At 60.3% G+C, this 18279-nt stretch carries 22 protein-coding genes; 11 read left to right on the forward strand and 11 right to left on the reverse strand.

Features of this window, described 5'->3' with window-relative positions; translation table 11 throughout:
* Positions 1–43 precede the first annotated feature (43 nt).
* Complete coding sequence (locus RBB49_RS08040) at positions 44–478, forward strand: heme-binding protein (protein WP_306142202.1); 435 nt, start codon at positions 44–46, stop codon at positions 476–478.
* A gap of 107 nt (positions 479–585) precedes the next feature.
* Here RBB49_RS08040 and phaR read toward each other — a convergent pair whose 3' ends face one another.
* Positions 586–1179 (reverse strand): polyhydroxyalkanoate synthesis repressor PhaR, encoded by a 594-nt coding sequence (gene phaR, locus RBB49_RS08045; protein WP_306142203.1) that lies wholly within the window; start codon positions 1177–1179, stop codon positions 586–588.
* Positions 1180–1476: 297 nt separating this feature from the next.
* On the opposite strand from phaR, the gene RBB49_RS08050 reads away from it, so the two are divergent.
* Positions 1477–2658, forward strand: coding sequence for an acetyl-CoA C-acetyltransferase (locus RBB49_RS08050; RefSeq protein WP_306142204.1), 1182 nt, complete (start codon positions 1477–1479; stop codon positions 2656–2658).
* Positions 2659–2794: 136 nt separating this feature from the next.
* Entirely contained in the window at positions 2795–3523 is a 729-nt protein-coding gene (gene phbB / locus RBB49_RS08055) for an acetoacetyl-CoA reductase (RefSeq protein WP_306142205.1), read from the forward strand.
* A 78-nt stretch (positions 3524–3601) separates the two neighbouring features.
* Here the strand turns inward: phbB and RBB49_RS08060 are convergent, their stop codons facing one another.
* A complete protein-coding gene (locus tag RBB49_RS08060) occupies positions 3602–4531 on the reverse strand; it encodes a peptidoglycan-binding protein (RefSeq protein ID WP_306142206.1) in 930 nt (309 codons plus the stop codon).
* 162 nt (positions 4532–4693) lie between these two features.
* Positions 4694–5299: a TetR/AcrR family transcriptional regulator gene (locus RBB49_RS08065; protein WP_306142207.1), complete on the reverse strand. Its 606-nt coding sequence runs from the start codon at positions 5297–5299 to the stop codon at positions 4694–4696.
* A 70-nt stretch (positions 5300–5369) separates the two neighbouring features.
* Here RBB49_RS08065 and RBB49_RS08070 point away from each other — a divergent pair, with 70 nt between their 5' ends.
* The 3 genes from RBB49_RS08070 (at position 5370) to RBB49_RS08080 (ending at position 6826) form a co-directional block, all read left to right on the forward strand.
* Positions 5370–5912: a redoxin domain-containing protein gene (locus RBB49_RS08070; protein ID WP_306142208.1), complete on the forward strand. Its 543-nt coding sequence runs from the start codon at positions 5370–5372 to the stop codon at positions 5910–5912.
* Positions 5899–6303 (forward strand): nuclear transport factor 2 family protein, encoded by a 405-nt coding sequence (locus RBB49_RS08075; protein WP_306142209.1) that lies wholly within the window; start codon positions 5899–5901, stop codon positions 6301–6303. Before RBB49_RS08070 ends, RBB49_RS08075 begins: the two co-directional genes overlap by 14 nt.
* Positions 6304–6370: 67 nt before the next feature.
* Positions 6371–6826, forward strand: coding sequence for a DUF4440 domain-containing protein (locus tag RBB49_RS08080; RefSeq protein WP_306142210.1), 456 nt, complete (start codon positions 6371–6373; stop codon positions 6824–6826).
* 20 nt (positions 6827–6846) lie between these two features.
* Here RBB49_RS08080 and RBB49_RS08085 read toward each other — a convergent pair whose 3' ends face one another.
* Positions 6847–7566 (reverse strand): DUF3299 domain-containing protein, encoded by a 720-nt coding sequence (locus tag RBB49_RS08085; RefSeq protein WP_306142211.1) that lies wholly within the window; start codon positions 7564–7566, stop codon positions 6847–6849.
* Positions 7567–7659: 93 nt separating this feature from the next.
* Here RBB49_RS08085 and RBB49_RS08090 point away from each other — a divergent pair, with 93 nt between their 5' ends.
* Positions 7660–8493 carry a methyltransferase domain-containing protein gene (locus RBB49_RS08090; protein ID WP_306142212.1) on the forward strand — a complete coding sequence of 278 codons (834 nt, stop codon included), beginning with the start codon at positions 7660–7662 and terminating at the stop codon, positions 8491–8493.
* A gap of 81 nt (positions 8494–8574) precedes the next feature.
* Positions 8575–9216, forward strand: coding sequence for a septation protein A (locus RBB49_RS08095; RefSeq protein ID WP_306142213.1), 642 nt, complete (start codon positions 8575–8577; stop codon positions 9214–9216).
* A gap of 17 nt (positions 9217–9233) precedes the next feature.
* Here RBB49_RS08095 and RBB49_RS08100 read toward each other — a convergent pair whose 3' ends face one another.
* From RBB49_RS08100 to RBB49_RS08115, 4 genes are all read right to left on the reverse strand, one after another.
* Positions 9234–9659 (reverse strand): hypothetical protein, encoded by a 426-nt coding sequence (locus tag RBB49_RS08100; protein ID WP_306142214.1) that lies wholly within the window; start codon positions 9657–9659, stop codon positions 9234–9236.
* Positions 9660–9869: 210 nt separating this feature from the next.
* Entirely contained in the window at positions 9870–10055 is a 186-nt protein-coding gene (gene rpmF, locus RBB49_RS08105) for a 50S ribosomal protein L32 (protein ID WP_306142215.1), read from the reverse strand.
* Between the two features lie 180 nt (positions 10056–10235).
* Positions 10236–10979: a monofunctional biosynthetic peptidoglycan transglycosylase gene (gene mtgA, locus RBB49_RS08110; protein ID WP_306142216.1), complete on the reverse strand. Its 744-nt coding sequence runs from the start codon at positions 10977–10979 to the stop codon at positions 10236–10238.
* Positions 10966–12186 carry a cyclopropane-fatty-acyl-phospholipid synthase family protein gene (locus RBB49_RS08115; protein ID WP_306142217.1) on the reverse strand — a complete coding sequence of 407 codons (1221 nt, stop codon included), beginning with the start codon at positions 12184–12186 and terminating at the stop codon, positions 10966–10968. Before RBB49_RS08115 ends, mtgA begins: the two co-directional genes overlap by 14 nt.
* Before the next feature lie 205 nt (positions 12187–12391).
* Here RBB49_RS08115 and RBB49_RS08120 point away from each other — a divergent pair, with 205 nt between their 5' ends.
* Complete coding sequence (locus RBB49_RS08120; RefSeq protein WP_306142387.1) at positions 12392–13252, forward strand: polyprenyl synthetase family protein; 861 nt, start codon at positions 12392–12394, stop codon at positions 13250–13252.
* Here the strand turns inward: RBB49_RS08120 and RBB49_RS08125 are convergent.
* Genes RBB49_RS08125 through RBB49_RS08135 form a run of 3 tightly spaced genes read right to left on the reverse strand, consistent with a single transcriptional unit; the run spans position 13236 to position 16176 of the window.
* A complete protein-coding gene (locus tag RBB49_RS08125) occupies positions 13236–14180 on the reverse strand; it encodes a prephenate/arogenate dehydrogenase family protein (protein WP_306142218.1) in 945 nt (314 codons plus the stop codon). The genes RBB49_RS08120 and RBB49_RS08125 overlap by 17 nt on opposite strands.
* 17 nt (positions 14181–14197) lie before the next feature.
* Positions 14198–15316: a histidinol-phosphate transaminase gene (hisC, locus tag RBB49_RS08130; RefSeq protein WP_306142219.1), complete on the reverse strand. Its 1119-nt coding sequence runs from the start codon at positions 15314–15316 to the stop codon at positions 14198–14200.
* 14 nt (positions 15317–15330) lie between these two features.
* Positions 15331–16176 carry a chorismate mutase gene (locus tag RBB49_RS08135; protein WP_306142220.1) on the reverse strand — a complete coding sequence of 282 codons (846 nt, stop codon included), beginning with the start codon at positions 16174–16176 and terminating at the stop codon, positions 15331–15333.
* Positions 16177–16425: 249 nt separating this feature from the next.
* On the opposite strand from RBB49_RS08135, the gene RBB49_RS08140 reads away from it, so the two are divergent.
* Positions 16426–17628: a homoserine O-acetyltransferase gene (locus tag RBB49_RS08140; RefSeq protein WP_306142221.1), complete on the forward strand. Its 1203-nt coding sequence runs from the start codon at positions 16426–16428 to the stop codon at positions 17626–17628.
* Between the two features lies 1 nt (position 17629).
* Entirely contained in the window at positions 17630–18262 is a 633-nt protein-coding gene (gene metW / locus RBB49_RS08145) for a methionine biosynthesis protein MetW (RefSeq protein ID WP_306142222.1), read from the forward strand.
* Positions 18263–18279 lie beyond the last annotated feature (17 nt).

The raw sequence follows: 18279 nt of genomic DNA on the forward strand, positions 1-18279 counted from the left end.
GTTTGCCCCGACCCGTTATGAACCTTCAAAAGGACGACATTCAATGGCAAATGGCATTTCACTTTCAACGGCAGAGACCATCACTTCCGCCGCATTTGCAAAAGCGGCCGAACTCGGCCTGAAGCCGCTCACTGTCGTCGTGCTGGATGCAGGCGGTCATACCGTGACCCTGAAGCGGCAGGACGGCTCGTCCAACCTGCGTCCCCAGATCGCAACGGGCAAGGCGAACGGTGCACTTGCGGTCGGCACCGGCACCAGGTGGCTGAACGCCAACGCGGAAACCCGCCCTCATTTCGTGAACGCGCTCAACGGTGTTGCCGGCGGCAACATCATTCCCGTGCCGGGAGGTGTCCTGGTCCGGAACGATGCGGGGGAAACACTCGGCGCCGTCGGCATCACCGGCGACACCTCCGAGAACGACGAAGCCTGTGCCGTGGCCGGCATTGAGACGGCCGGTCTGGTCGCGGATTGCGGCTGACGCTCAAAGGCGAAAACAGCGCCCGGAAAGGAAACGGCAGGGATCCGTTTCCGGTTCCCTGCCGACATTCATTCTGATCGGCGACCTCTGCCCGGCGCCAGGACGCGTCAGGATTTGTCCGAAAGCTGGTTGATCTTCTTTTGCATCTCTTCCAGCTGGCGCTTCATGTCGTCAAGCTCGCCAGGGCCTGACGCAGGTTTCTTGGCATCGGCAGGTGCGGCTCCGGCATTCTGGGAACTTCCCGCTTCGCCGGTCGGGAACGGCATGAACATTTTCATGGCCCGCTCGAACATCTCGGTGTTCCGCTTCACCTGGTCCTCGATCGCATCGAAGGCAGTCGCCCCGAACGCTTCGCTCATTTGCGAGCGCAGCTTTTCCTGCTCCTTGGTAAGCGACGTCATCGAATATTCCAGAAAGCTCGGGACCAGGCCCTGCATGCTGTCACCGTAAAAACGGATCAGCTGCCGCAGAAAGGTAACGGGCAGAAGGTTCTGACCCTTGCCCTCCTGTTCGAAAATGATCTGCGTGAGCACCGACCGGGTAATGTCCTCCCCCGATTTGGCGTCGTAGACCACGAAATCCTCTTCGCCCTTCACCATCACCGCGAGATCCTCGAGCGTGACATAGGTGCTGGTGCCCGTGTTGTAGAGCCGCCGGTTGGCGTATTTCTTGATGATTGTAGGCTCGTTTGTCTTAGCCATTCGTCATTTCCGCCTGTCAGCCTTACGGCTAGTTTTCCATGTGACGACAGTGCTTTCGCCGACGTGCCGCCTCCTCCGACTAAGAGACTAAGCCAATCGTATCGGATCGTGCCACTCTTTTTATGTGCGCTGACGAAAGGATTATGCCGCAAATGCGAAAAGACCCCCCGGATAAGGGCTGTTACGGTTGACACGCTATCGCGGGCAGTTTCTAGTCCTCCGATAATTGAGGATCGAAAAGTGCCGCTGAGGCACCGTCCGTCTACGGCCATTCGGCCATCAGTCCTGGAGAGTAGTATGAGCGCTTCCACAGATATCGTTATTGTCAGCGCAACCCGCACGCCTGTCGGATCTTTCAACGGTTCATTCGCCAATGTTCCGGCGCATGATCTGGGCACAATCGTCATGAAGGCCGCCATGGAACAGGCAGGCGTTGAAGGCGGAGACATCGACGAAGTCGTGTTCGGTCAGGTCCTGACGGCCGCGCAGGGACAGAACCCGGCACGCCAGGCCGCGATCAACGCCGGCATCGCCGACAGCTCGAGCGCCTGGACACTGAACCAGGTTTGCGGCTCCGGTTTGCGCACCGTCGCTATTGCAGCGCAGCAGATCCAGACCGGCGATGCCACGATCATGATGGCCGGCGGACAGGAAAACATGTCGCTGTCGCCCCACGCTGCGCACATGCGCAACGGCTACAAGATGGGCGACTACAAGATGATCGACACCATGATCAAGGACGGTCTGTGGGACGCTTTCAACGGCTACCACATGGGCCAGACGGCGGAGAACGTTGCCGAGAAATGGCAGATCAACCGCGATCAGCAGGACGAATTCGCCGTTGCTTCGCAGAACAAGGCCGAAGCCGCCCAGAAGGCCGGCAAGTTCAAGGACGAGATCACGCCCGTGACGGTCAAGGAGCGCCGGGCCGAGAAGGTGGTCGAGGACGACGAATACATCCGCCACGGCGCGACCCTTGAAAGCGTTGCCAAGCTGCGCCCGGCCTTCACCAAGGAAGGCTCTGTCACGGCTGCGAACGCGTCCGGCATCAACGACGGCGCAGCCGCCATTCTTGTCATGAGCGCGGCAGAGGCAGAAAAGCGCGGTCTGACGCCGCTGGCCCGGATCGCGTCCTGGGCGACAGCCGGCGTCGATCCGGCCATCATGGGATCGGGTCCGATCCCCGCGTCCCGCAAGGCGCTTGAAAAGGCCGGCTGGGCGGCGGCCGACCTGGACCTGGTCGAAGCCAACGAAGCCTTTGCAGCGCAGGCCTGCGCCGTGAACAAGGACATGGGCTGGAACCCGGACATCGTCAACGTGAATGGCGGCGCGATTGCCATCGGCCACCCGATCGGTGCATCGGGCGCGCGCATTCTGACGACCCTGCTGCACGAAATGAACCGCCGCGACGCCAAGAAGGGTCTTGCGACACTGTGCATCGGTGGCGGCATGGGCGTTGCCATGTGCCTGGAGCGCTGATCGCGCGGGATTGACAAGGATCATGGCCGGCACCGCCCGGCCGTGGTCCAAGCACCGAAGTTTTAGACAAAACACTCTGTTGAAGAGCCGGGAGCCATAGCTCCAAGAGGCCAACTGGAAGTCAGGAGGAAGGGGAATGAGCAAGGTCGCACTGGTCACAGGCGGAACACGCGGCATCGGCGAGGCAATCTCGCGCGGTCTGAAGGACGCCGGCTACACTGTGGCAGCCACCTACGCGGGCAACACGGAAAAGGCGGAAGCCTTCAAGGCGGAAACCGGCATCCACGTCTTTAAGTGGGATGTCTCCGACCCCGAAGCCTGCGCCGCCGGGATTGCCCAGGTTGAGAGCGAACTCGGCCCGGTCGAGGTCCTGGTCAACAATGCCGGCATCACGCGCGACGGCATGTTCCACAAGATGGACTTCGATCAGTGGCGCGCGGTTCTGTCCACCAACCTGGATTCCATGTTCACGATGACCCATCCCGTCATCAACGGCATGCGCGGTCGCGGCTCGGGCCGCATCATCAACATCTCGTCGATCAACGGCCAGAAAGGCCAGATGGGTCAGACAAACTACTCGGCTGCGAAGGCGGGCGTGATCGGCTTCACCAAGGCGCTGGCTCAGGAAAACGCCTTCAAGGGCATCACCGTCAACTGCGTCTGCCCGGGCTACATCAACACCGACATGGTCGCCGCCATGCCGGAAAAGGTCCTGGAATCGATTGTCTCCAACATCCCGGTCGGCCGCCTGGGCCACCCGGAAGAAATCGCGCAGACCGTCGTCTACCTGGCCTCTGACGCCGCCGCCTTCATGACCGGCGCGGTCATGACCATCAATGGCGGTCAGTACATCGCCAACGGCTGATTGCACGCCGAAAACCTGTCAGGCAGAAAGAGCGCCCTCGTGGCGCTCTTTTTTTTTGCGCTCTTCAGTAGCGCCCGTTCACAGCACCTTCGACCAGATCGGCCGGCCGAAACCGCTGTCTCCTTGCGGGTCCTTCATGATGCCGTGGATCGAGTACTTGTCGCGTTTCACGATGGTGAGCGGCGCGAAATTGTCATTGACGCGGAAGTTGACGTTGCCCTCGATCGTCGTCAGCTGGTCACCGTTCACCTTGACCACGAGGAAGTGGTGGTTTTCGCCCGGCTTTTTCGTGACCGGGTCCTTGCCCCAATTCGCGATGCCATAATCGCCGGCCTTCACATCCGACGCCTTCGTCACGGTCGTGAACAGCGTTGCCTTTCCAAATTTCGGGGCAGCTGTGCTGACCATCGGCCAGAAACCGATCTTGAGCCCGGCAAGCTTGTAGACGGCAAAGACAAACGCTCCGCACCACTTGCCGATATCGGTCGGAGGCAACGCTGCGGCATAGCGCTGGACATGCGCGTCTGAAATATGGAAGCAGTTCTGCGCCTGGATACCGGGATTGCCGGTGAGCATGGCAATCTGGGCAAGGATGGCACCTCCCTGGCGTTCCTTGGTCTTGCTGTCGGCCTGGTAGTTCATGGCGATCCGCTGGCGGTCCTCCCCCAGTTGGTCGGACATCCGCCAGCCGTGCCGTTCATACATCTGGCGCGCGATATCAAGGATACGGTCGCGCGCGGCCTGCTCATCGGCCGGCGGTGTCAGCGTCTTGATATGGGCAAGAAAAGCCTCAACGAACTTCTCAAGCGCGCCTTTCGTCTGCTGGCCGACGATACCGTCTTTCGCAAGTCCGTTCTTTCCCTGGAATTCGACCACCCTCGCGTGGGTCTTGCCGCCGAAGACCCCGTCGGTTTCCAACGCGGGGTAAATCGAGGCACCGGCGTGGTTGAGGCCGCCCTGTACCTGTTCCACGGCTTCCCCTTGCGAGCCGATTTTCAACAGTATCATTGCCGGTCTCCTCCAAAGCAGACGCTAAAGCTTACCTTACGACAGGTACCTGCACACAATGCGGGTCCCGGCCCTGTTTGGCAATCTTGGTATGGATCTCGGAGGAGAGACGCCACCTGGCAGGCGGGTGCTGTCAGCGGCATCCGGCAGACATGCGGACACTCAGGCAAGGATCATGCTGACCCGGTGGTCGAGATCCTGACGCATGGCCTCAGCCGTCCATCCGGCGCGGCCTCGGAACATGTAACCCTGCCTGACATCGTAAAGCAGCCGTGCGCGCTCCAGTGAAGGAAAGTCTTCCGGGAGAACCCCGTTTTCCTTTTCCCGGTCGAACCGGGAGGCCAGGCGCCTGTCCGTGTCCTCAATCGCCTTTTCGACCCGTTCCTTTACACCTTCGACCTCGCCGATGCTCGCCGACACGCTGGAGGCGAGGAAACATCCCTTCGCCCCGCTTTCATGGGCCGTCGCGTATTTGATCACCTCTTCAAGGAACCCGCGCACCGCGAGCCGGATGTCCGGTTCGCTCTCGAAGATGACAACAGGCGCGCAGCCGTCAACGTCGCCGTAGAGGTCGATGGTCTTGAGGAAAAGCTCCCGCTTGTCACCGAAAGCGGCATACATGCTCGGTCCGCTGATGCCCATCGCTCCCGTCAGATCCTTCAACGAGGCACCATCATACCCCTTCGCCCAGAACACGTTCATGGCAGCCGTCAGCGCCTGACGGCTATCAAAAGTTCGTGGGCGGCCCATTTTTTTTGTATCGGTCAATATATATCTCTTGACTCTGTCGTGTTCCGATATTTATGTATCGATCATTATATATATCACGGAGCCCTTGATGACAAACTCAAAACCTCTTGCAGGTCAGGCCTTCCCCAAAATCACTCTGTCCCGGCTGGGCGGCGGAACAGTGGAGCTCGGCACGCCGGCAAACGGGCATGACTGGCAGATGATCGTGATCTACCGCGGTCGGCACTGCCCCATCTGCACCAGATATCTGAAAGAGCTTGAAGAAATCACATCGGAGCTGAGCAAGATCGGTGTGGACATCGTTGCCGCATCGGCCGACCCGGAAGACCGGGCCAGTGCACAGACAGGCGAAGCGGGTGTCAGCTTTCCGGTCGGCATCGATTTGAGCGTCGACGAGATGCGGAAGCTCGGCCTCTACGTCTCCGATCCACGTTCTCCGGAAGAAACCGATCGACCTTTCGCCGAGCCAGGGCTTTATGTCGTCAATGGCGAGGGCAAGCTCCAGGTGGTCGATGTTTCAAACGCTCCCTTTGCCCGGCCGGCCCTTTCGTCGATGCTCATGGGACTGAATTTCATCAAGAACCCGGCAAACAACTACCCGGTCAGGGGGATGCATCATGACAACGTCTGAGGAAACGGGGCGCGAAGTCAAAGCTGTCATCGAACGCCTGATCGAAAATGTCGCCGGCAACAACACTGCCATCCTGGATGAAATCTACCATGATGACATGAAGGTCATCATGCTCTCCCCGGGAGATGAGGTCAGCGTGTCCGGAAAGACGGAATTCCAGGAGATGATCCGGTCGGCTCTGGACGCCAACGGCGGAACCATCGGGACCTGGGCCAGGTTCCATCATGTATCGGTCGACGGCGATACGGCCCACGTTCTGATCTCGCGGCAGAATGAGCTGACCGGACCCGACATGCAAATCACGCTGGGGATCGATCTCGTCCGTGAACAGAACCGATGGCGGATCACCCGCGAGGTGATCGTTTCACGGCCAAGGTCCCGTGCAGCCTGAGCCCTTTTCTTCGCGGCCACCGCAAGGCTCTTCGTTTCAACATCCGAACCAACCGAAAGACCATCTGATGAAACTCGGAAAATCTCTCATGTCGCTTGCCGTCGTGACGGCGGTTGCCGGCCCCCTTCTTGCAGCAGGAGACATCCGTGCCGATCCTGTCGCCGAACTCGAAAACCTGAACGATCGCTTCAATGAAGCCGTGGCAAACCGCGATGCGGACGCGATCCTGTCGCTTTATGCCGAAGACACGATCTGGATCGAACAGGGCAAACCCGCGATCAAAGGACTTGAAGAACCCAGGAAATTGTTCGAATTCGTCACGTCCAACAAGGGTGAGGTCACCCATTCCGTCGACACGCTCCTTGTCTCCGATGACGGTACGCTGGCCGTCATGATCGGATCGGTCAACGCCAGGGTGGAAAGTGTCGGCATGGACGCAACCGGCACCTATCTCTACGTTCTCAAACCGTCCGGAGGCGGCTGGAAAGTGGTTACGGACATGTGGCATCAGCACACCGAGTAGCCTCGTGTGCACGAACGCGCCTAACGCGCCTTGGGACGCAGGAAGTGCAGAAACGACCTTTGCTTCGTGTCGGGTTCGGTCTCAGCACGCGGGACAACGGCGGTGACCTGCATGTCGAAGACGGCGATCATCTCCACCTGCCCGTCGATCAGGGTGATCTCCTGCCGGGAGGGCCTGATGCTGAGCGTGCCGACCAACTCCACAGGTTCGTAAAGGGAATCGGCCGTCCAGTCCGTTTCGAGCGTATACCGGATCATCTGGTTCGGGTCGGGCGCGGGCATGTGAGAACACATGCCCCGCTCCGGCACAAGATATCCGCCGTTGGAGGTCGTGGTCTGCGTATCGGGAACGGGGATAACGTATCCGGGGATCGAGATGCTCCTGCCGTCAAGGTCCGGATTTCCCGACATCACCGCTTCCGCCCGCTTACGGCCAATTTCCTGCCGGCGCGACAAAAGACCGTCCGTATCCACTCCCGACACAGCCAGTTTCGCTTCTTCGCGATCGAGCCGAGCCGCGATTTCCGGCCTTGCATCACTCGAAAGTCCGGGATCGGCGAGCATCTTGCGCAACCTGAGCACGGTGCCGAGCGATCTGAGTTCAGCGAGACCGAGCGCGGCAAACGGATCGTCGAAATCGGCTGCGACAGGGTCGATAAGGTCCTGCCAGTTCACCTGTTTCACAGCCCATGCCGGTTGCATGAGGCCAATCAGCATGATCAGGCAAAGGACTGCTCGCATGTTGAGGACCCGTGTGTACTTTTCAACTCGATTGCCTGATAGATAGCAGATTCACACCAGCAAGGCATATGACATTAGCGCAGGAACAGTGCCATGACCTTTCTCGCCGACAGTTTCAGACAAGTGGACAATGCCGCCAACCTTGCAAAACTGGAGACCTGCCTGTCATTGATGGAGCGATTGCCGGACTTCCAGACCTACAAGAAAACGTCCTATGAGGCACTGGTCCTTGGACCGGACGGCAAAGTCGCGGATCTCGCCTGCGGGCTCGGGTTCGACCTGCCCCGGTTGAAGCAGTTGGTACCAGGCGGCAGCGTGACTGGCTTCGATCTGAGCGAAAGTTTCGTCAGGGCCGCGCAAAACCACGTCGTCGACGTGTGCGGCGCCGAGGACCCATCCATCACTGTCAGGCAAGGCGATATCCATGCACTTGGCTGCGAGGCTGATCTTTTTGATGCCGCAAGGATCGATCGATCGCTGCAGCACATTCCGAATCCCGGAACGGCAATTGGCGAAATGGCGCGGATCGTGCGGCCCGGTGGCATTGTCTGTGCGGCGGAACCCGACTGGAGCAGTTTCGTCATCGGGTCGGATCTCGCCGAAATTTCGCGCCATGCCGAGGACGCCTTCAGAAATGGATTTCTCAATCCAATGATCGGCCGGGAGCTGATCGACCTCTTCGGCGCACACCTCACCATAACCCACCACAGTGTACACCCGATTCTGCTGAAAAGGCTCGCGGACGCCGAGATCATCTTCGACCTGACCGTGACCCTTCAGCGCTGCGTGTCGGAAAAGAAAATCCCCGCTGCCGAAGCGGCGGCCTTTTACGCGGACCTTGAAGAACGCGACAGGAGCCATCGCTTTTTCGCGCTGTTGAGCATTCACGTGGTTGCCGGACGCAAGCGATCGGCTGGCAGATTTTAACGCCTTCAATCCGCTGAGCCTTGACCTCGGCACCCCCTTGCCCCTATTTGCCCGAAAGACCTGATCAGGAGCATCGGCACTATGGAATTGGAACACGACCCGAACGACCCGACCCGAAAGGAGCTGTCGCCGCTCCTGAAGCTGGCGCTTGAACTGGGTCCGCTTGGCGTGTTTTTCCTGTTCAACTCGCGCGGCGAGCAGATCGCCGGAGCGTTCCCGGTGCTCCAGGTCATCGGCGAGCCGATTTTCCTGGCAACGGCGGCCTTCATGGTTGCCATCACGATTTCGCTCACCGTCTCGCTCTGGCTGACACGCCGCCTGCCGATCATGCCCCTGGTTTCCGGTGTTGTCGTCCTGGTCTTCGGCGCCCTGACACTCTGGCTGCACGATGAACTCTTCATCAAGCTGAAGCCGACGATCGTGAACTGCCTGTTCGGCTCCGTCCTGCTCGGAGGTCTCTTCTTCGGCAAGGCGCTGCTCGGCTACGTCTTCGACAGTGCCTTCAAGCTGACGGATGAAGGCTGGCGCAAGCTTACCTTTCGATGGGGCATCTTCTTCTTCGTGCTGGCCGCCATCAACGAGATCGTCTGGCGCAGTTTCTCGACGGATTTCTGGGTCAGCTTCAAGGTATTCGGCATCATGCCGATCACGCTGGTGTTCACCCTGACCCAGCTTCCCCTGATCCAGAAATACGCCATCACCGATGAGGCCAGGGACGCCTGAGGGGTCAGGCCGGCAGTTTACAGGTGACCGTCACCGTGTCCGAAGGACACGTCGCGGCGCGCGCCGGTGATCGAGATCGAAAAGCCTGCGATCACGTCGATCAGCGATATTGCCATCAGAATGAAGAACAGCGACGTGGCCGCCTGGGGCAACACCAGAAACTCGACCAGGTAAACAACGAAGACCAGCACCGAGAACATGTGGTCGAGCAGCGCCGTCGTCCCGATCCGCGTTGCCTTCAGGATTTCGATAAAAAGAAAGAAAAGGCCGAGCGTGATCAGGAGGTCGCTCGCCAGAAGTTCGAATGTTGCACCCGAGACCATCGCGATCGAGACCATCGGCTCCGACCAGAACAGCGGATTGTCGGCACCGGCCGTGAAGGCGAGCGCGTTGTAGATCAGCAGGGAAAAGAGCGTGAAGGGGATTGCGGAAAAAAGGCGCATGACGCGGCTCCCGGAGAATGCGGACGCAGGTGAGGCGAGTGCGGCGACCTGACACGATCAGTGGTGCGATTTCAAGGCACGATTACAGGGCGCGATTTCAGGGCATGACTTCCGGGTCTCATTTTCGGGCAAAAGAAAAAGGCCGGCCTGTCGAAACAAGGCCAGCCTCAATCCTGGTTTGCCATGCGGCGATCCACCCTGGGGAAGCGCTTATGCGTCTTCCTTCGGGGAAAGGATCTGACGGCCCCGGTACATGCCGGTCTTCAGGTCGACGTGATGCGGGCGACGCAGTTCGCCTGAATCCTTGTCCTCGACGTAAGTCGGCTGCTTAAGGGCGTCCGTAGAACGGCGAAAACCGCGCTTCATACGCGAGGTTTTTCTCTTTGGAACTGCCATTTTGTTTTTCTCCGTGGTCCATAACCGCGCGGCCCGGACCGGGTCAGCCCGGGGCGTGGCGTCACGCAGCGTGTTGGAATGCGCGGCGTTATACAGCCAACGCCAGCGTTTTGCCACCCCAAACGCGAAAATTTCTCGCTCAATCCGGGGCGTAACCGTTTGACCTGCCTTCTATCACGGTTATTTGGCCAGAACACAGCCGAAAATCGGGCCCGAAGACCGGACGCGGGCAAGATTGGTCGCTGCAAGGCGGCGGTGCCCGGCGGAGGGATTCGCCGGGTTGCGGCCAATCGGATTGGGCAGTGCCGTCGCCAGGCGCGCGGCCTCTGTCCGCGTCAGGTCCTTTGCCGGCTTGCCGAACCAGGCCTGCGCCGCGGCTTCCGCCCCGAAGATGCCTTCGCCCCACTCCGCGATGTTGAGATAGATTTCCAGCACCCGTTTCTTGGTCAGGATTGCATCCAGCATCAGGGCAAGCGGCAATTCCAGGGCCTTTCTGACATAGGAGCGCTCGCCCCACAGAAACAGGTTCTTGGCTGTCTGCATGGTGATCGTGCTGGCACCCCGGGGGCGCTCACCCTCGCTCAGCGCCTCGACCTGATCCTGAAGCGCTTCCCATTCGACGCCATCATTGGTGCAGAAACCGCTGTCTTCGGAGGTGACCACGGACCGGATCAGGTTGGGAGAGATTTCCTCGATCGGAACCCACTGCCGGTCGACCCAGAGGAACTGGACATACCGGGCAAGCATCAGGGTGCTGATCGGCGGCACGACGGAATAGACAACCGTGAGAACGGGCGGCAACAGGATCAGCACCAGCAGAAGCTGCAACAGCCGCCGGCGGACCCTTTGCCAGAAAGAACGCTTTTTGCGGGTGTCCCGGGAAGAGCCCTTGCTGCTCCCGGCTGCCGCCTTACGTCGCCCCATTCAACTTCCGTTCATTGTCCTGAATGAAATCGCGAATGATCGGCGCGGCATCGCGTTCCTTCGACAGCAGCAGCTGGAACACCATGTTCGAGCCGTGCAGGAACCCGAGTTCGACCGCGCTGAGATAAAACTCCCACATCCTGCAGAAGGCGTCATCGTAGAGCTCGGCGGCCGCGCCACGCCTTTCCTCGAAGCGGATGCGCCAGTCCCGGATCGTGTAGTAGTAGTGCAACCTGAGGATTTCATTGTCGCAGACCCATAGCCCGAGGCGCTCGGTCGATGCAAAGACTTCGGACAGGGCCGGGACATATCCGCCGGGGAAAATGTATTTCCTGATGAACGGTCCCGTCGTGCCCGGGGGCGTCATGCGTCCGATGGAATGGACCACTGCGTAACCGCGATCCGTAAGGCAATCCCGGATCTTGCCGAAATATTCATCCAGATGGCCGATGCCGACATGCTCCATCATGCCGACCGAGATGATCCTGTCGAACTGTCCTTCGAACTCGCGATAGTCCTTGAGCACGAACGTGACCCGATCCTCCACACCGGCCGCCTTGACCCGCTCTTCCGCGATCTTCACCTGTTCCGGCGACACGTTCAGCGACGTCACCCGCGCCCCGGCCTCCGCCATGCGGATCGCCAGCGAGCCCCATCCGCCGCCGATTTCCAGAACCTCCATGCCGTCTTGAAGGTCGAGCTTGGCAACCAGATGGGTGAGCTTTGCGTCCTGCGCCGCCTCGAGGCTCTGATCCGGATCGGTGTAATAGGCGCAGCTGTAGTTGAGACCGTCATCCAGAAACAGCCGGTAAAGCTCGGTGGACAGATCATAGTGATGCCGCGCCTGCTTCTTTGCCCGCTCGACGCTGTTTTTCTGCTGGTTCCGCCGGAACGCCTTCCAACCCTTGCGCAAGAGACCCTGGACCGGATGCGCACCGAGCGGCGCCCTGTTGATCGAGAAGAGGAACATGAAGTCATAACATGTCGAGCCTTCTTCCATCGTCAGCGTCCCGTCCATGTAGGCTTCGCCCGCGGCCAGTTCCGGGTTCAGGAACAGCGATGTGTAGAGCTTCTTGTCATGCAGGCGGATGGTCACCGTCGGACCGTCCTCGCCGGAGCCGAACTCGTGAACCTTCCCCGCCACGTCGATGACGCGCATGCGGCCCCGTTTGATGAAGGAACGCAACAGGTTCGACAGAAGTTTCATAAGCGGGTCTCCAGGTGATGGCCCGATCCGGGCGCGGTATGTGGCTGGTCAAACTAGCCGTTTGATCTATTTTTTGAAATTCCGGTCTTGACGATACAAAGAATTGGTCTCAGGGAAAGCCGAACTTTGCATTTACCGGAAATACGGTCTGGAGTAATTCGTGACGATTGAGCTGACGCAGCACCTGACGGAACAGGGCGCCCGGATTGAAACCGTTCTGAAACGCGTTCTGGACCCTGCCGCGCTTTCCGGTGAGATAGCACGGCCGTCCCGGCTGGTCGACGCGATGCGCCACGGCGCACTCAACGGCGGCAAACGCCTCAGACCCATCCTCGTCGTGGAGACCGCAAAACTGTTCGGCCGCGATGATGATGGCGTCCTTGAGGCGGCCTGTGCGCTGGAACTCATTCATTGCTACTCGCTCATACATGACGATCTGCCCGCCATGGACGATGACGACCTGCGCCGGGGACAGCCAACCGTGCACAAGGCCTTTGACGAGGCAACGGCGATCCTTGCGGGCGATGCCTTGCTGACGCTCGCATTTGACGTGATCGGCAGCGCCGCGGTTCATGACGATGCCGCCATCCGGCTTCGGCTGTCGCAAGAACTCTCGCGCGCGGCTGGCGTCGGCGGCATGGCCGGTGGCCAGATGCTCGATCTTGAATCGGAACACCGGGCCCGTTCGGAAACGGAAATCCGTCTGCTGCAGTCCATGAAGACCGGCGCGCTGTTGCGCTACGCCTGCCGCTCGGGCGCTATCGTCGCCGATGCATCGGGTGAAGATATCGACAGACTGACCCGTTTCGGTGAAGTGATCGGTCTCGCCTTTCAGCTCGCCGACGATCTTCTTGATGTCGAAGCGAGCCCGGAAATCATGGGCAAGGCGACCGGCAAGGACGCTGAAGCCGGCAAGGCCACGCTCGTCGGCCTGTGGGGCTCGGAAAAGACCCATGCCGAATTGAAGACACTGCTCGCGGAAGCCGCAAAGCTGCTTGCGCCCTACGGAGAAAACGCTGAGACGTTGTCGGCACTGGCGGACTTTATCGTCAATCGTTCGAACTGACGGGAGTGCCGGCCACATGCCTGCCGAAATCCGGCGCGTCGGTTTCCTGACCCGCCTCGATGATTGACCGGCGGATGCCCCGGGTGCGCGTGAACAGATCAAACAGCATCTCGCCGTCGCCCCAGCGGATCGCCCGCTGCATCGCGGAAAGATCCTCGGAGAACCGCGCCAGCATCTCCAGGATGGCTTCCTTGTTGTTCAGGCAGACATCGCGCCACATGGTCGGATCGGACGCCGCCAGACGCGTGAAGTCGCGGAAACCGGACGCGGAATACTTGATCACCTGAGACTTGGTCACGGTGGCAAGATCGTCGGCAGTACCAACGATATTGTAGGCGATCAGATGCGGCAGGTGCGAAACGATCGCCAGAACCAGGTCGTGATGTTTCGGCTCCATCAGATCCACATCTGAGCCGCAGCCTTCCCAGAAGGTTTTGAGCCTGGCGAGCGCTGCCGGATCGGTGTTTTCGGGCGGCGTGAGAATGCACCAGCGCTGGTCGAACAGGGTCGGAAAACCGGCATCCGGGCCGGAATGCTCCGTGCCTGCGATCGGGTGCCCCGGAATGAAGTGGACACCGTCCGGCACATGCGGACTGACCTGCTCAACGACGGATTCCTTGGTTGAACCCGCGTCGGTCAGGATCGCTCCCTTTTTCAGCGCCGGTGCGATCCACTTGGCAACGGCCTCGTTGGCCCCGACAGGGACGCAGAGAATGACGAGGTCCGCACCCTCGACCGCCTCCGCTGCGTCAAGCGCATAGTGATCACCAAGGCCCAGTTCTTCCGCACGCTGCAATGTCGCCGTCGAACGGGTCGAAATGGCGATCTCTTTCACGAGCCCGCGCTGCCGGGCAACCTGCGCCAGCGAGGAACCGATAAGGCCGATCCCGATCAGGGCCATACGATCGAATATGGGAGCACCAGTCATGTGTTCTTGTTCTGCCTTCAGGCCTGTCCCAGAAATTTTTTCAGATGTTCGACAACGAACCGGTTCGCTTCCTCGGAACCGACGGTCATGCGCAGGGCGTTCGGCAGGCCGTAATTGGCGACCTGGCGCAGCACGCAGCCGTGCTCCAGAAGATAGGCATCCGCGTCCGCCGCGCGCTTGCCGTCCTCGTCGGGAAAGTGGACGAGCACGAAATTGCCGACGCTCGGCGTCACCTTCAGGCCGAGCCTTTCCAGCTCATTGGTCACCCATGGCAACCATTCGTCGTTATGCTCGACCGCGCGTGTCAGGAATTCGCGGTCCTGAACCGCGGCAATCCCGGCCGCGATCGCCATCCCCGAGACGTTGAAGGGGCCGCGAATCCGATTGAGCGCATCAATGATGTGCGACGGGCCGAAACCCCAGCCGATGCGCAGATTGGCAAGCCCGTACACCTTGGAGAAGGTCCGTGTCATGACGACATTGTTGGACGTCGCCGCAAGCTCGATCCCGCTCTCGTAGTCGTTCTTGCGCACATATTCGCCATAGGCCGCATCAAGCACCAGAAGCACATGCGCCGGCAGGCCCTCGTGCAGACGTTTGACTTCCTCGAACGGCAGGTAGGTGCCGGTCGGGTTGTTCGGATTGGCGATGAAAACCATCTTGGTCTTGTCGGTCACCCGGGCAAGGATGGCGTCGACATCGGTCTTGAGATCCGTTTCCGGCGCGACAACGGGCGTCGCCCCCGCCGCACGGATCGCAATGTCGTAGATCAGGAAGCCATGCTCGGAATAGATCGCTTCGTCGCCCTGCCCCAGATAGGCATAGGCAAGAAAGCTCAGAATCTCGTCCGAGCCGGCGCCGCAGATGATCCGGTCTGGGTGCAGCCCATACGTTTCCGCGATGGCATCGCGAAGTTCGTTGGCGGCACCGTCGGGATAAAGTTCAAGGTTATGTGCAACCGTTTCGATCGCCGCTTTTGCCTTCGGGCTTGCGCCAAGCGGGGTCTCGTTGGAGGACAGCTTGTGCACCGTCTTGCCATGCGTGCCTTTGGATTTGCCGGGAACATAGGCTGCAATATCCAATACGCCAGCGCGTGGCTGCGGGCGCTCGGGTCTGGTCACGTCGGCTTCACTCATTGTCTTCTTCCCGCTCATTCCTGCAGCTCTTCGCTGCCGAATTCGTCGTCGCCATCATTCTCACCGTCGATCGGTGCGGCGTACCCACCGACGCGGCGCAGGACATCAGGTCTGGCTCCCGCGGCTGCGCAGGCGGCCAGCGCATCTTCTTCCGTCAGTTCGCCGGAAATCGCCAAAAGCGCGTCAACGCCGCTGCCGGACCGGAAAAAGCTAAGCACTTCAATGCCCTGATCCATCAGCTTTCCAGGCAGAACATCCGACCAGCGCGCGTCATAAACCGTAACGTCGGTGTTGTCGACAAGGTTGTCCGCCCGCGAAAGGACGAGAGCAGGCAAATCGGCCGGGCGTTCATCGAGCATGACGAACGGCAGACGCGCTCTGACAAGGGCACCCGTCTCGCTGAGCCCGCGCCACCAGGGCAGGTCGGCGCGGTCGTTCAGGGCGACGAGACCGATCGCGTGCCCTGTCGAAAGACCAACCGCATCAACGACATCCGACGCATCACTGCACGGGTCGAGTTCCGTTGAAAAGCCGAAATAGAACCGTGCCAGATCAAGCATGTCGATCAGCTCGGCACCGCCATCCAGATAGATTACCGTGCCTGTCCCCTGAAGCGTGCAGGCGCAGATAATGTCGCGCCAGATCTGTTCCACCGTGGTGACCGGCAGATTGCCGCGATGCCGTTCCAGCATTTGCCGGACGCTGTCCGCATCCCGATCCGGACGATAGGACAGGGCCGTTTCCGCGCTGTCGCCGCCGGCACCCCGGATCGCGGTTTCCGCATCCGCGCGCTCCATCAACGCCTCATGGATGCGCGTATCGATTTCGTCGATACGGGCGCGCAGGTCGACGGTTGTCATGCCATCGTCCGGTGTTTGAGGCATCTGAAGTCCCAGCCTGGTTAAAAGTGCAGCGGCGCATAGTCATATTCATGTGATCGCCCAAACGCAAAAGAAATCATTGACTCATTGAGCCCCGCGCGGCTAGGTCGCTCGTCTGGCTGATTTGCCGAAGCCCGTCTCTCAAGCTGGATTCAGGGCGCGCGCAATCCCACATAGCGTCATTGCCCGAGGTTTCCTGGTTAAAGCGAGAAGAGCGCCCCACCCGTCATGCCAACTGAGAGCAAACATCCGGAAGCGCTTGACCCCGTGAAAGCGAACCAGGCAGAGACGCCGTCGAGCAAGCTCGCCCGCTTTCCGGCGGACCAGCCGCTGGAGCTGGACTCGGGCGTTCAGCTGGCACCCTGGCAGATTGCCTATGAGACTTATGGCGCGCTCAATTCCGACAAGTCGAACGCCATTCTTGTCTGTCATGCCCTGACCGGTGACCAGTATGTCGCCTCGACCAACCCGGTGACCGGAAAGCCCGGCTGGTGGGATCTGATGGTTGGTCCGGGCAAACCGATCGACACCAATCACTATTTCGTTGTCTGCGCCAATGTTCTCGGCGGTTGCCTCGGCACGACGGGACCGGCATCGATCAACCCGGAAACCGGCACCCCCTATGGCCTCGATCTGCCGGTCATCACCATTCGTGACATGGTGCGCGCGCAGGCCCGGCTTGTCGACCATCTCGGCATCGACACGCTTTTCACCGTCATCGGCGGGTCCATGGGCGGGATGCAGGTACTGCAATGGGCGGCCAGCTATCCGGAACGCGTGTTCGCGGCCGTTCCGATTGCCGCCGCAGCCCGGCACACGTCCCAGAACATTGCCTTTCATGAAGTCGGCCGCCAGGCGATCATGGCGGATCCGAACTGGCGCGGCGGCGGCTATATCGATGAGGACGTGAGACCGACCAAGGGCCTCGCGGTCGCCCGCATGGCGGCCCATGTCACCTACATGTCCGACGAATCGCTGCACCAGAAATTCGGCCGCAACCTTCAGGACCGCGACAGGCTGACCTTCGGCTTCGACGCCGATTTCCAGATTGAAAGCTATCTGCGCCACCAGGGCATGACCTTCGTCGACCGTTTCGACGCCAATTCCTATCTCTATGTGACGCGGGCCATGGACTATTTCGATCTGGCGCACGAATTCGGCGGGTCGTTGCCTGCGGCCTTCGCCGGCACGAAAACCCGTTTCTGCGTCATGTCGTTCACGTCCGACTGGCTGTTCCCGACCTCCGAGAGCCGCAGTGTGGTCAAGGCGCTTAATGCCGCCGCCGCGAACGTTTCCTTTGTGGAGATCGAAAGCGACCGGGGACACGATTCCTTTCTGCTGGATGTCCCGGAAATGTTCGAGACCATTCAGGGTTTCATGACCGGTGCGGCCCATGCACGCGGCATACCGGCACCGGGGGAGGCCGGCTGACATGAACCTTGCCCCGAAACAGACCCGCGCCGGCGAGGTGCGTGGAGACCACAAGGTCGTGGCTTCGCTGGTTCCGCTCGGCGGGCGCGTGCTTGATATCGGTTCGGAAGACGGCGCGCTGCTGGACCATCTTGTGCGCGAACGCCAGGTTGACGGCCGCGGTGTCGAATTGAGCCAGGCCGGCGTGAACCGGTGCGTGGCACGCGGCCTGTCGGTCATTCAGGGCGATGCCGACAAGGATCTGGCGGACTACCCGGACGATGCCTTTGACGTCGTCATTCTCAGTCAGACGCTGCAGGCGACGCGCGAGCCGAAAAAGGTGATGCGCGAACTTTTGCGCATCGGCAAGCAGGTGATTGTGTCGATCCCGAATTTCGCCCATTGGCGCAACCGCATGCAGCTGTTGTTCCGCGGCCGTATGCCGGTCACGAAATACCTGCCCTATGAATGGTACGATACACCGAACATCCACTTCTGCTCATTGCGCGACTTCGTCGAACTCTGCCATGAGCTGGACGCGGATGTTGAAAAGGCGATCGCCCTGAGCGCGCATGGCAACAAGATCCCGGTCAACGCCCCGTGGTGGGTCTGGAACATCGTCGCCGAGCAGGCTGTTTTCCTCCTGAAAAGGTGATCCACCGCTTTCCCGCA

The organism is Roseibium sp. MMSF_3412, from assembly GCF_030733265.1.
Lineage (GTDB): Bacteria > Pseudomonadota > Alphaproteobacteria > Rhizobiales > Stappiaceae > Roseibium.